12 protein-coding genes are annotated in these 12,932 nt (G+C 69.1%); 5 read left to right on the top strand and 7 right to left on the bottom strand.

Features of this window, described 5'->3' with window-relative positions; translation table 11 throughout:
- Positions 1–59 precede the first annotated feature (59 nt).
- The 5 genes from IU476_RS14170 to IU476_RS14150 all read right to left on the bottom strand — a co-directional run bounded on the left by IU476_RS14170 (position 60) and on the right by IU476_RS14150 (position 4,228).
- Entirely contained in the window at positions 60–821 is a 762-nt protein-coding gene (locus IU476_RS14170) for an ESX secretion-associated protein EspG (protein ID WP_195100293.1), read from the bottom strand.
- Between the two features lie 105 nt (positions 822–926).
- Complete coding sequence (locus IU476_RS14165; protein WP_195100292.1) at positions 927–2,093, bottom strand: WXG100 family type VII secretion target; 1,167 nt, start codon at positions 2,091–2,093, stop codon at positions 927–929.
- On the bottom strand, positions 2,090–2,593 hold the full coding sequence (locus IU476_RS14160) for a hypothetical protein (RefSeq protein ID WP_195100291.1): 504 nt from the start codon (positions 2,591–2,593) through the stop codon (positions 2,090–2,092). The genes IU476_RS14165 and IU476_RS14160 overlap by 4 nt, the downstream gene beginning before the upstream one ends.
- Before the next feature lie 54 nt (positions 2,594–2,647).
- Complete coding sequence (locus IU476_RS14155; protein ID WP_228823657.1) at positions 2,648–3,217, bottom strand: DUF3558 domain-containing protein; 570 nt, start codon at positions 3,215–3,217, stop codon at positions 2,648–2,650.
- A 147-nt stretch (positions 3,218–3,364) separates the two neighbouring features.
- Positions 3,365–4,228, bottom strand: a complete 864-nt coding sequence (locus IU476_RS14150) for an alpha/beta hydrolase (RefSeq protein ID WP_195100290.1) — start codon at positions 4,226–4,228, stop codon at positions 3,365–3,367.
- Positions 4,229–4,414: 186 nt separating this feature from the next.
- Between IU476_RS14150 and glmS the strand changes: the two genes are divergently transcribed.
- Together glmS and IU476_RS14140 are read left to right on the top strand one after the other, a co-directional pair.
- Complete coding sequence (gene glmS / locus IU476_RS14145) at positions 4,415–6,280, top strand: glutamine--fructose-6-phosphate transaminase (isomerizing) (RefSeq protein ID WP_195100289.1); 1,866 nt, start codon at positions 4,415–4,417, stop codon at positions 6,278–6,280.
- A 412-nt stretch (positions 6,281–6,692) separates the two neighbouring features.
- A complete protein-coding gene (locus IU476_RS14140) occupies positions 6,693–7,253 on the top strand; it encodes a transglycosylase SLT domain-containing protein (RefSeq protein ID WP_195100288.1) in 561 nt (186 codons plus the stop codon).
- A 64-nt stretch (positions 7,254–7,317) separates the two neighbouring features.
- On the opposite strand, the gene IU476_RS14135 is transcribed toward IU476_RS14140, so the two are convergent.
- A complete protein-coding gene (locus IU476_RS14135) occupies positions 7,318–8,511 on the bottom strand; it encodes an MFS transporter (protein WP_195100287.1) in 1,194 nt (397 codons plus the stop codon).
- A 139-nt stretch (positions 8,512–8,650) separates the two neighbouring features.
- On the opposite strand from IU476_RS14135, the gene IU476_RS14130 reads away from it, so the two are divergent.
- Together IU476_RS14130 and IU476_RS14125 are read left to right on the top strand one after the other, a co-directional pair.
- A complete protein-coding gene (locus IU476_RS14130; RefSeq protein ID WP_195100285.1) occupies positions 8,651–9,136 on the top strand; it encodes a MarR family winged helix-turn-helix transcriptional regulator in 486 nt (161 codons plus the stop codon).
- 154 nt (positions 9,137–9,290) lie between these two features.
- On the top strand, positions 9,291–9,815 hold the full coding sequence (locus IU476_RS14125) for a hypothetical protein (RefSeq protein ID WP_195100283.1): 525 nt from the start codon (positions 9,291–9,293) through the stop codon (positions 9,813–9,815).
- A gap of 31 nt (positions 9,816–9,846) precedes the next feature.
- Here IU476_RS14125 and IU476_RS14120 read toward each other — a convergent pair whose 3' ends face one another.
- Positions 9,847–10,257 (bottom strand): plastocyanin/azurin family copper-binding protein, encoded by a 411-nt coding sequence (locus tag IU476_RS14120; protein WP_195100281.1) that lies wholly within the window; start codon positions 10,255–10,257, stop codon positions 9,847–9,849.
- Positions 10,258–11,300: 1,043 nt separating this feature from the next.
- On the opposite strand from IU476_RS14120, the gene IU476_RS14115 reads away from it, so the two are divergent.
- Positions 11,301–12,752 (top strand): NAD(P)H-hydrate dehydratase, encoded by a 1,452-nt coding sequence (locus tag IU476_RS14115; RefSeq protein ID WP_195100279.1) that lies wholly within the window; start codon positions 11,301–11,303, stop codon positions 12,750–12,752.
- Positions 12,753–12,932 lie beyond the last annotated feature (180 nt).

Below are 12,932 nucleotides of genomic sequence, written 5' to 3'. Positions count from 1 at the left end.
GGTTTGACGTGCGCTACGGCCGCTGGGTTCCCCATGCTCCCAGATTGCTGCGGCCGCGCTTACCAGCGCACGGCCTCCGGGTTGTGTAGGCGGTGTAGTGCGTTGTCGATCCAGCTGGTGAACAGGGTGGTGAGGTCCGGGGTGGCGGCGGGGCGGACGGTTAGGTGTTCTCGGGTGCGTTGTTGCAGGTAGCGGCCGTCTTCGGGGAAGTCTAGCCATTGGGCGACGTGCCAGGGTTCCGGGCGGTGGTGGATCGGGCCGGTGCGCAGGCCGGCTACACCGCCGCCGTCGATCGGGCGGTCGAGGAAGCGGGTGAGGCGTGCGCCGGGGCTGTGGTGTCCGTGGTCGCGGGTAGCGGTGGGGTCGCGCACGTCGTCGAGGTGGAAGGTTTCGGGGGCGGCGTTTCCGGCACGGAAGGCGGGCAGGATGTGTGCGAGCCGGGGCGCGAGCTGCTCGGTGGGGAACAGACGGCAGCGGATGCGGCCGTGGGTGTCGGGGGTGGCCGTTTGGGTCAGCATGACGGCGTCGTACGGGGTGCGGGCGCCGACGACGCGGTACTCGCGTGGCTTTCCCCGGCCGAGAGTCATTGATTCGCCGAGGATTTCGATGCGTAACTCCGAGTGCGCGAGGGTGTGGAAAGCGAGGTGGATGCGTTCGGTTTCGTCGGCGTCGTAGCGATTTCGCACGGCGACGCGATGGGCGTCGACCTCGTCGTTGGTCGGAAACCGGCTGGTGTAGGCCAGCGGCCGCGGAAACCGATCGTGTCCCTCGCCGTACCAGAGGACGGCGAAATCGTCCGGGTCCCAATCCCATTCGGCCATGCGGAATTCCCATCGTGCGAAAAGCGGTGCCGCGTCACCGGAACGGTCGTCGACGGGAGCGGCGAGATGCTGGAGCGGTGCGGCGCGGTTTCCCGCACCACCCCGCTATTTGTCCGGCGGACGGGGATCGGCGTAATCGCCGCCGATCACCCCGCCGGGGATCGTTTTCGGAACCTCGCCGAGCAATTCTTCGGCGTTCTCCATGTTCTTGAGCCAGTCGGGGATGGCGTGAGTACTTTCGTCCTCCTCACCTTTGCCCTTGCCGCCCGCGCCGCCCATGCCGGGCATCCCCGTGCCCGGCATGCCCGCGGCCCCGGCGCGGGCGGCCGCGGCAGCCGCATTGCCGGCGGTTCCGCTGCCCGGTGCACCCGGCACGCTGCGACCGCCGCCCGGTGTGCTGCCACCGGTGAGGCCGCCGAGACCGCCGCCGGGAATGCCGCCTGAGCCGCTCCCGCCCGCACTGCTGGGGCGGGTCGCGGCGGCGTTGGGGTCGACGCCGGTGGGTGTGGTCGCGGCCGAATCATCCGTGGCCGCTGCGGAATTGGTCGCCGCGGGCTCCGTCGAACCCGAATCCTGCGCGGTACCGGAATCCTGGCCCTGCGTTGTGGGCTGGGCTGCGGTGCCTTCGGGACTGTCCGGCTGAGTACCCGGCGTCACCGGCACGCCCGCCGTGCTGGGACCGGGAACACCGCTGGTGCCGGGTTGCCAGTTGTACAGCGGGCTGGTGGGATTCACCGCTCGGGGCAGTTCGGGGATCTGGGAATCGGCGGATTTGAAATCGACCAGATAGTGATCGCGCATGGCCGCCCGGGCTTTGTCGCGCGCCTCGCTGATGCCGTCTCGCGAGCGGGGGCCGTCCCAATCGCCGATACTCCAGCCCTTGGGGTTGAAGATGTTCCAGCCCACACCGGAATTGGGTTCCGCGACATTCTTTTTCGTGTTGGTGATGCCGGTGATCGCCGTCGACACCTGCCGGGCCAGGGACTGGAGGGTGGGGGTCAGGTCGACGGCGCGCTGGGTGTAGTTGCGGACCGCCTCCCGGGAGGCTTCGGCGGCCTGGCCGTCCCAGGCCGCGGCGCTGGAACGTTGCAGTCGGGCCGCGAAAATGGTGACGTCGGCATTCCACTGCGTGGCTATCGTCGTGAATTTGCCGGCCGCGTCGTTGGCATCCGTGGTGTCCTGCGGGTTGAACGCCCGGTAGATGTCCCAGTGCTCGATGTTGTCGGGATTCTCGCCGCCCTCGATCCGCGGGCGCTCATTGGAGAAGGTCATTTCCACTTCTCATCCGTCTGGACCCCCGGCCCTTGGACGGGTGCGGTGATCTGGCTCTTCGGCATACTCGCCTGTACCTCGTTGTAGCGTGCTGCGAAATCCTGGTCGGTTTCCATGAATTTCTGCGCAATGGTGCGATGCAGTTCCTGGATGTTGTCCACGGCCTTGTAGTGCTCTTCGAGTATGTCGAAGATGTTGTTTTCCGAATCCGTGGCGGGGTCGACGATCGCGGCCTTCGCCCGGAATCGGTGCACGAGTATCTGTGCGGAGGTCAGTAGTTTCTGATCCTCGCCGAGGCCCCATTTGGATTGCTTGGAAATGCTCATCGCGATCTGCTGAAGACTTCTGATCGCGTCCTTGAAGGCTTGGCAATCCCGTTCCATGTAGGCGAACTCTTCAGCGTTGAGGCGGACATCGGCGTTGAAGCTGACGGTCAGCCGTCCTTCTTTCGCTTCATTGATCAGACCCGCCAGCGGTCGTGGGTCATCGTTGGCGGCCATGGTCTTCGGATCCTCCCTCTAGACCCCGATCTGCACCGACCGGGTTGCCCGGCATCACACGGAGGCCGGCACCAGTGGCACGGTCTTCTCGGCGAGCCCCTTGGCGATTTCGCAGGTGTCCATGTTCCCGGTCTTCCGGTTCGAGGCCGGATTGCTCAACGAGAACTCGAGACTGCCGCCCTGCAGTTCGAAATTCAGCGCACATTCCCGCGCCGTCGCAGTGATCTCCGGGTCCCGATAAACCACCGCCGCCCGCCCCCCGATGGACAACTCCTCGACCACCTGGAAGCCCGTATTCTCCCGCACCATCTGCAGCGTGATATTCGTCGTCCGAATCGAGACCGAATACCCGTCCGACTGCACCCACTGACATCCCCGCCATTGAATTCCGCCATTGCTGTCGGAGTTGGCCACCTGCTGATTGTGCAGCTGCTCCGAATCCAGCACCGGCTGCAGCACCCCCGAACAGGGATCGAATGCCGTCGGAGCCGGTGCAATTCGACTGGCCGAGGGGTTGGAGTTCGCGGACGGCTGTGGATCGTCCCCGGAGTTGCAGGCGGAAAGCAGCAGAATCGTGCCGGCCGCCATGCCTATACCGCGCACCACGCGTCCCCGGTTGCTCATCGCGTCCTCTCGGTACCGGTACCTCGATGTGCGTCGGGACCGGACCGGCTCCCCGCCCCCTTCGGCGACCGTACCGGCAGCCCTCATGACGTGCAAGATCGACGATCCGAACCGGCGGAGCGGGTGATCCACGGGCTCGCGAATTCCCTACTTTCGTAGCATCTGCACAGCCTGGAGCAGTTGCAGTTTCGACGGCGCCTCCGGCTCCTCCTTGCCGAAGGTCTCCGGGTCCACGAGTGTCGTGCGGGGGAGTGTTTCCTCCGGATCGGCGAAGGCTTTGTAGGTTTTGTCGCCGAGGATTCGATAGTTCAAGTAGCCGACCAACAATGCGCGTACTGTTCGGTCGGTTTTGGGTTCGTATTTGGCGGCGCCGAGGGCGGCGAGGGCGCGGCGGCCGCCGGCTATGCCGTTGTGGGTGGACTTGTCGACGGTGCGCAGGATCGCGGGGCCGCCCCACGCCGTGGTGAGGGCCAGGGCGTTGGAGGCGACGGAGTCGATGTCGTCGCCGGCGAGGATGAGGGCGGGCGCCTCGATGTCGGGGGCGAGGGATTCCGACGCGGGGGCCGTGGGGGCGGGGAAGAGGGCGGCGACCGCGGCGACCCGGCGCTGCGCGGCGGCGATCACCGCGGCGCCCGCGCCCATGCCGTGGCCGGCCAGTACGAGCTTGTCGGGGTGCACGCTGATCGAGCCGTTGCCCAGCCGCACGCCGGTGCAGATGTCGAGGGTGGTCAGCAGATCGGTCGCGAGGTTCAGGTGCGACGGGATCGGGCCGCGCTCGGTGTCCGGTGCGGCCGCGACGTAACCCCAGGAGGCCAGGTGCTGCAGCAACTTCCGATAGCTGCCGACGCCGGCCAGCCAGCCGTGCCCGAAGACCACCGCGGGCAGGTTGCGCCCCTGCTCCGGGGTGTACACCACGCCCGGCTGCCCGGCGATGCCGAGATTGCCGCGCAGGACCCGGTGCGGGCCGGGGGTGCTGAGGTTGCTCAGGAGCGATTTCACAGACGCCGACACGGGGACGAACTTATCGGATGACGGCCGGGTTTCGGCGTTTCACCCGGCCCGGAGTCGCCGTCGCACGCGCGAAAGTGACGGCTCGCGCGCCCGATCGAGCGCCCGTGATCACGCCAGGTAGCCCAGCTCACACCGGCCCTCCGGCCCCGTCGCTCGCCGTCGCGCCGCCAAGTACGCTGACACACCATGTGCGGAATCGTGGGCTACGTCGGGTACCGGGACGCGCTCGGCGTCGTCGTGGACGCGCTGCGCCGCATGGAGTATCGGGGGTACGACTCCGCGGGAGTGGCGATCCTGGACGGCGCGGGCGCCATCGCGGTGGAACGGAAGGCGGGCAGGCTGGCCAATCTGGAGGCCGAACTCGCCGAGACCGGCATCCACCGCTTCACCGGCACCGCCGGCATGGGGCACACCCGCTGGGCCACGCACGGCGCGCCCACCGACCGCAACGCGCACCCGCACCGCGACGCCACCGGCAAGGTCGCGGTGGTGCACAACGGCATCATCGAGAACTTCGCGCCGCTGCGCCACGAACTCGAGGACGCCGGCGTCGAACTGAGCAGCGACACCGACACCGAGGTCGCGGTGCACCTGGTGGCGCGCGCCTACGCCGCCGGGCCGACCGCGGGTGACTTCGTCGCCAGCGCGCTCGCCGTGCTGCGTCGGCTGGAGGGTGCGTTCACGCTGGTCTTCACGCACGCGGACCATCCGGGCACGATCGTGGCCGCGCGCCGGTCGACCCCGCTGGTGGTGGGCGTCGGCCGCGGCGAGATGTTCATCGCCTCCGATGTCACCGCCTTCATCGAGCACACCCGCGAGGCCGTCGAACTGGGCCAGGACCAGGCCGTGGTGATCACCGCCGACACCTACGAGGTCACCGACTTCGACGGCAACGACGGCGTGCCTACCCGCCCCTTCACCATCGACTGGGATCTGGCCGCGGCCGAGAAGGGTGGTCACGACTACTTCATGCTCAAGGAGATCGAGGAGCAGCCGACTGGCGTCGCCGAGACCTTGATCGGGCACTTCGCCAACGGTCGCATCGTCCTGGACGAGCAGCGCCTGGCCGAGCAGGAACTGCGCGAGTTCGACAAGGTCTTCGTCGTCGCCTGCGGCAGTTCGTATCACGCAGGCCTGCTGGCCAAATACGCCATCGAGCATTGGACCCGGGTGCCGGTCGAGGTGGAGCTGGCCAGCGAATTCCGTTACCGCGACCCGGTTCTGGACCGTTCCACGCTGGTGGTGGCGATCTCGCAGTCGGGCGAGACCGCCGACACCCTGGAGGCGGTGCGGCACGCCAAGGAGCAGAAGGCGCGGGTCCTGGCCATCTGCAACACCAACGGCGCGCAGATCCCGCGCGAATCCGATGCCGTGGTCTACACCCGCACCGGGCCGGAGATCGGGGTGGCCTCCACCAAGGCGTTCCTCGCCCAGATCACCGCCAACTACCTGGTGGGGCTGGCTCTCGCGCAGGCACGCGGCACCAAATACCCCGACGAGGTCGCGCGCGAGTTCGGCGAGTTGGAGGCGATGCCGAAGCTCGTCGAGCGGGTGCTGGAGACCGCGCCGCAGGTGCGCGCGATCGCCCGGCAGTTCGCGAACGTGCCGACGGTGCTGTTCCTGGGCCGTCACGTCGGCTACCCGGTGGCGCTCGAGGGCGCGCTCAAGCTCAAGGAACTGGCGTACATGCACGCCGAGGGATTCGCCGCGGGCGAGCTGAAGCACGGCCCGATCGCGCTCATCGAGGAGGGCCTGCCGGTGATCGTGGTGATGCCCTCGCCGAAGGGCCGCGCGGTGCTGCACTCCAAGCTGCTCAGCAATATCCGGGAGATCCAGGCCCGGGGCGCGCGCACCATCGTGATCGCCGAGGAGGGCGACGACACGGTGCGGCCGTTCGCCGATCACCTCATCGAAATTCCCGCCGCCCCAACGCTTTTCCAGCCGCTGCTGTCGACGGTGCCGTTGCAGGTGTTCGCCGCCGAGGTGGCGCAGGCGCGCGGGTACGACATCGACAAGCCGCGCAATCTCGCCAAGTCGGTCACCGTCGAATAAGCGGATTCCGGCGTACCGATACGTCCGGGCAACCGATGTTTCGCTACCGGGGTCTCGCGCGTGTGATGTGCTCGAGATCTCGGTAGCCCCTGCTCCGGGGATTTTTCTCAGGTGAATAGAACTTTAAGTTCACTCGGAGTTCAGATTGCGTTCACCTTTCGCAATCAGTCTGTGACGTGCCAGAAAACAGACCGCAAGTCTGTTTGTCGCGTGCGGTGACCGTGCTCCAGCGAACATCCGCCGCTACGGCTCCGCCTCTGTCGCCGGCCTCTGGTCGGCGTGCGGTGCACCGCGCCCTGTTCGCGGACAACTGAATCCTCTTATCCCACAACGCAAGTCACAACAGAAAACAGCGCCTCTCGACGACGCCGGCACCCGGCGCCGCGGTACCCGCGCGCTGTCGGAGCTCCCCATGCATTTACGAAAACTGTTGCGGCTCACCGCTTTCGCCGCCGTCCTCGCCGTGCCGGCGCAGGCCTACGCCGAGACTCCCATCGCGGGCGTCCCGGTGGAGCTGCAGGAACCCGCCCAGCAGGTGCAGCAGCAGGCGGCGCAGTGGCAGCGGCAGCTGCCCCAGGCGCAGCAGGACCAGCTGCAGCAGCTCGTCCAGCCGATGCCGCAGCCGATCCCGCAGCTGCTGCCGCCGATCTTCCCGGACGACCTCGACGGCTGGATTCGCAACGCCCTGCACATCCTGGGGCAGCGCGGCATTCCCGCCACCTACGACGGCATCTACCGCAATGCCATGCGGGAGTCGGGCGGTAACCCGGCCGCCGTCAACCTCTGGGATTCCAATGCCGCGGCCGGGATTCCGTCCAAGGGGCTCATGCAGGTCATCGATCCGACCTTCGTCGCCTTCCACGTGGACGGCACCTCGTGGGACATCTTCGACCCGGTCGCCAATATCGCCGCGGCCTGCAACTACGCCGCCAATCGCTACGGGTCGATCGATAACGTCTTCTCGGCGTACTGATTCGGCGCGGCGCCCGGGGATTCGGCTCCCCGGCCGCCGCTGCCCGAACGGATCACCGGCGTCCTCACTGCCGCACGGCCACAAGCTCTTCCGCGTTCTCGCCGACGGTCGACCGTCCGCGCCGTTCCAGTGCGCCCGACAGCACCGCCAACCCCAGCGCGCTGCCGGACAGCAGCACCCCGACCCAGCTCGGCGCGGTGTACCCGAAGCCGGCGGCGATGACGAGCCCGCCCAGCCAGGCGGCCAGGGCATTGCCGAGGTTGAACGCGCCGATATTGAGCGCCGACGCCAGCGTGGGCGCGCCGGCCGCCTGGTCGAGCACCCGCTTCTGCAACGGCGGCACGGTGGCGAAGCCGAGCGCGCCGATCAGGACGACCGTCACCGCGGCGGCGATCTTGTTGTGCGCGGTGAGCGTGAACAGGCCCAGCACCACGGCCAGCGTGCCGAGCGTGAGGTACAGCATCGGCATCAGGTGCCGGTCGGCGTAGCGGCCGCCGATCAGGTTGCCGATGAGGAAGCCGAGCCCGAACAGCACCATGATCCAAGTGACCGAGCTGTCCGCGAACCCGGTGACCTCGGTCATCATCGGCGCGAGATAGGTGATGGCCGCGAAGACGCCGCCGAAGCCGAGCACCGTCATCGCCATGGCCAGCAGCACTTGGGGATTGGCGAGGACCGCGAGTTCGTGACGCAGCCGCGCGTCCCGGGGCGCGGGTTGCTCGGGCACCAGTGCCGCCACACCCGCGAAGGCGACCGCGCCGACCACGGCCACCAGCGCGAACGCCGGCCGCCAGCCGAAGTGCTGGCCGAGCAGCGTGCTCAGCGGCACGCCGAGCACGGTGGCCACGGTGAGTCCGGTGAACATGATCGCGATCGCTCCGGCGCGGCGGTCCGGGCGCACCAGGTTGCCGGCCACCACCGACCCGATGCCGAAGAACGCGCCGTGTGCCAGCGAGGCCACGATCCGCCCGGTCAGCATCAGCCCGAATGTCGGCGCGAGCGCGGACAGGGCGTTCCCGGCGATGAGCAGTAGCAGGCTGACCAGCAGCATGCGCTTGCGGGACACCCGCGTGCCCAGCCCGGTCATGATCGGCGCGCCGGCCAGCACGCCCAGCGCGTACCCGGTGACCAGCCATCCGGCGGTGGGGATGGTGACGGCGTAACTGTCGGCGATGTCCGGCAGCAGGCCGACCACGATGAATTCGGTGGTGCCGATGGCGAATGCCCCGAGCGTCAGGGCGAACAGTGCGAGCGGCATGGACGGGGCCTCCACAGCATCTTGCGTACGAGCATTACAAGCGCCGACAATAATTGCACACGCGGGTTAATTGCAAGCGCGGGCTATTGCGGGCAGTCGCTATCCTGGTAGCGCACGCCCGTTCTGGCAGGAGGAACCCATGACAGCGGATGCCGCGCTGACCGGACTAGCGGACGGCTGGTGCGCACTGTCGGTGCTGCACGACCGGATCGAGGCGCATCTCGAGCGCGTCCTGCAGCACCACGAATTGAGCGTGCGGGAGTACTCGGTGCTGGTGGTGCTCGGCCGTCAGCACGACGGGCCGGGCGGGCATCTGCGGATGAACCAGGTGGCCGATGCCGTGGCGTTGAGCCAGAGCGCGGCGACCCGGCTCGTCACCCGGCTCGAGGATCGCGGTCTGCTGCAGCGTTATCTGTGTCCCGACGATCGTCGCGGCATCTACACCGATGTCACCCCGACCGGCATGGAACTCCTCGAGCGGGCCCGGCCGGATTACGACGAGGCGCTGGCGGGGGCCTTGCGCCACGCCGCCGCCGATCCCGAACTGGCGCCGCTGGTGGCGGCGGTGCAGGCACTCAACACCGCGACGCCGGGAACCGGATCGCGCGCGTATCGGCCCGCGTGAGCTCCTCCCGCATCTTGTAGGAGGACGGAACGTCCGACATGGCCGGATCGACGTCGAAGATCTCGACATCTGACCCGCGCGGCGAAACAGCTTGTGGCCGTGCGGGAACGACCAACCGGTCGACCCGGTGATTTCGGCGGGTTACTGTGTTCCCATGTGGGGGTTCGCCCTGTGGGGCCTACTCGGTGCCGCGGTGAGCTGCGGCATCGCGTTCATCGAGACCGTCAACCGGGTCAAGACCTGGCCGTGGGCCGCTCCGCACGGTCCCGGTGGCGCGGTCTACGCCGCCTCCACCGTCACGCAGCTGGCGATCGCCGCGCCGACGGCCGCCGCGGTGACCGGGAGCGGCGTCGTCGGGAGCAAGTACGAGGGCTCCTTCCCGCTGATCTCGTTGGTCGTCGGGATCGGTTGTGTGCAGGTGGTCAGGAAGCTGGCGCGTTTCGCGCTCACCATCACGCCGGGCGTCGAGTCCCGAGAAGCCGAGTCCGCCACGCCCGTTCGCACGGACGTCGACATTCCGCCGCGCCCCGCCGGGAGAGCCGGGGCAGCACCCAGTACGCAGTACGGGCACGGGATCGTCGCCGCGGTAACCGACCGCACGAGCGGTTCGGGGGTGCGATACGCGCGAGAACCGCTGCGGCCGACGGGCGAGGTCGGCCGGTCCGAAATTCCGGCGTAACTACCGCACGATCCGGGCGATTCCAGGGTGGCTACTGCACGGTGACCGTGCCGCGCATGTTCGGGTGCAGGGGGCAGAGGTAGCGGTAGGTGCCGGGGGCGGTGAAGGTGTGGCTCCACTCGCCCTCGCGGAAGATGGGGCTGTCCAGGCCCATGGCGGAGTCGCCGATGCCCTGGACGGCGTGCGGTGCCGAGTCGGAGAACTTCCAGGTGACGGTGCCGCCGACCGAGATGGTGACGGCGGACGGCCCGAAAGCCATGTTGTCGACCCGCACGGTCGCCTCGGCCTGCGGTGCGGCACTACCGGTTTCGGACGACGCCGTCGTCGAGGGCTGTTCGGGCGCGCTCTTCTCCGACCCACCTGACCCGCAACCGGCCAGTAGTAGCCCCGCCACGGCGAGCACGGTGACGAGAACACGCGCGGACGCTCCACCAGTCGACATGCGGGACAGCGTAGTAGCCGCGGTCTGCCAGAAATTCGCCGCCACGCCCCCAACCCACCCACCCGAGCCGGACGACCCGCCGCCGCGCGAACCGAAAAGCCCGTCCGGGGCGAGTGAGCCGACGCGTGAAGTCGAATGCAAGCCACAGGAATCCGGATGCGCCGCACACGAAGCCGGTAGCACGCCGTGCGGAATCAGCTGCATTCCAAGCGAAGTCGGAGACACGTTGTCCGAAGTGGCCCATAGGCCGCGCGGAGTCGGAGGCGTGCTGCGTGAAGTCTGGGACACGTCGTGCGGGCTCAGTGGTGCGCTGCGTGCAGTCAGGGGCACGCCGCGTGGGGTCGGTGGTGTGCTGCGTGTGGTCGGAGGCACGCCGTGCGGGCTCGGTCGTGCGTTGCGTGAGGTCGGGCGCGTGGCGTGTGGAGTCGGTGGTGCGCTATGTGAGGTTGCGGGCTCGTTGTGTGGGCTCGGTGGTGCGTTGTGCGAGGTCGCGGGCATGCCGTAGGGGCTCGGTGGCAAGCCGTGGGGGCTCGGCGATGCGCTGTGTGAGGTCGGGGGCACGCCGCGTGGGGTCGGTGGTGTGCTGCGTGTGGTCGGAGGCACGCCGTGTGGGCTAGGTCGTGCGTTGCGTGAGGTCGGGGGCGCGTCGTGTGGAGTCGGTGGTGCGCTGCGTGAGGTCAGGTGCACGCCAAATGGGCTCGGTGGTGCGTCGTGTGAGGTTGCGGGTGCGCTGTGTGGAGTCGGTGGTATGCCGCGTGTGGTTGGGGGCAGGTTGCGTGAGTTCGCACGCACGTCAGCGGCAGGGTTGGTGGTGTGGGGAGTCTGGGGAGCGGGGCGGATCGGCATCGGGACCTCCGGGGTGTGGGACACCTACTCCGACCACGCTGGACGACGCGGGTCGGTTCGCTGGGTAGGCGAACTCGGTGTCACGCGCGCAGGTGTACGCACCTTGTCTTGGGGACCGTGCGGTCCGGCGTACCCTGCACTCGTTGCGGATTACCGAGCCGGCTCGCACGGTGACGGCGGGCCGGGAGGAGGCGAGGATGGGCGCACCGACGGTCCGTGGGTACTTCACCGCCGACGAGGTTCGGGCGGCGGAGGCCGAGCTGTTCAAGCGCGTCGCCGAGGGGGTGCCGATGCGGCGGGCGGCGCACGGGCTGGCCGAGGTGGTGGCGGCCGAGTTGCGCGAGCGGACCGGGGGAGTCGCCGGGCGGTCGGTGACGTTGCTGGTCGGCTCCGGCGACAACGGCGGTGACGCGCTGTGGGCGGGCTCGATGCTGCGACGGCGGGGTGCGGCGGTGTCTGCGGTACTGCTGGCGCCCGAGCGCGCGCACGCGAAAGGCCTTGCGGCACTGCGCCGTACCGGCGGGCGGATCCGTACCGATCCGGGGACGCCGGATCTGGTGGTCGACGGCATCGTCGGCATCTCGGGTCGCGGCCCGCTGCGTCCGGCCGCCGCGGAACTCGTTGCGGCGGTGCGGGCACCGATCGTCGCCGCCGACCTGCCCAGCGGCGTCGATCCGAACACCGGCGTCGTCGACGGCCCGGCCGTGCGCGCCGCGGTGACGGTGGCCTTCGGCGCCTACAAGCCGGTGCACGCCCTGGCCGCGCCGTGGTGCGGGCGGATCGAACTGGTGCCGATCGGACTCACCCTGCCGGAGCCGAATCTGGCCGCGCTGGAACCGGATTCGATCGGCGCGCACTGGCCGGTACCCGACGCCCTCGACGACAAGTACAGCCAGGGCGTGGTGGGCGTCTGCGCCGGGAGCGCGCGCTATCCGGGTGCGGCCGTGCTGTGTACCGGTGGCGCGGTCGCCGCGACCTCGGGGATGGTCCGATACGCCGGGACCGGCGCCGCCGAGGTGCTCGCGCATTTCCCGGAAGTCATTGCGGCGCAGTCGGTCGAGGAGACCGGGCGGGTACAGGCGTGGGTGTTCGGACCCGGCTCCGGCACCGACGACGCTGCGCGCGAACGGCTTTCGCAGATCCTCGACTCCGACCTCCCGGTGGTCGTGGACGCCGACGGCCTCACCCTGCTGTCCGAGAACCCGGATCTCGTCAAGGCTCGCCGCGCACCCACCGTGCTCACCCCGCACGCGGGCGAATTCACCCGGCTCACCGGCCGCGAACCGGGTCCCGACCGTGTGGCCTCGGTCCGCGCCCTCGCCGACGAGTGGCAGGTGACCGTCCTGCTCAAGGGCCGGGCCACCCTGATCGCCGAGCCCGGCCGGCCGGTCTTCGTCAACGAGGCCGGCGGCTCCTGGGCGGCGACCGCGGGCTCTGGCGACGTCCTCTCCGGCATCGTCGGCGCCCTGCTCGCCACCGGCCACGACCCCGCCTGGGCCGCGGCCGCCGCCGCCCGCGCCCACTCCCTCGCCGCCAACCTCGCCGCCCACAACGGCGGCGACGCAGCCGCCCCCATCTCCGCTTCCCCCCTCCTCCACCACATCCGCCCAGCCATCCGAACCCTCCGCGCCCTCACCCGCCCCAACTGAATCCCCCGCCGCGCCTTCACTCACCCACACTGATGTTTGGCCTACTGCGCCTTCATCCCGCCGAGCCGTGGATGCTCCGGGACGTTGCGACCCTTGGGGCCGTGGCGGGTACCTATCGGTCGCTCATCCGCGAACCTCGCCGACTCCGGCCTGTGCTGCCGACCGCGTCGATCGGTGTTC

The sequence above is a fragment of the Nocardia blacklockiae genome (assembly GCF_015477355.1).
Taxonomy (GTDB): Bacteria; Actinomycetota; Actinomycetes; order Mycobacteriales; family Mycobacteriaceae; genus Nocardia; species Nocardia blacklockiae.
The sequence above is the reverse complement of the archived record's forward strand: the minus strand, read 5'-3'. Positions and strand labels throughout refer to the sequence as shown.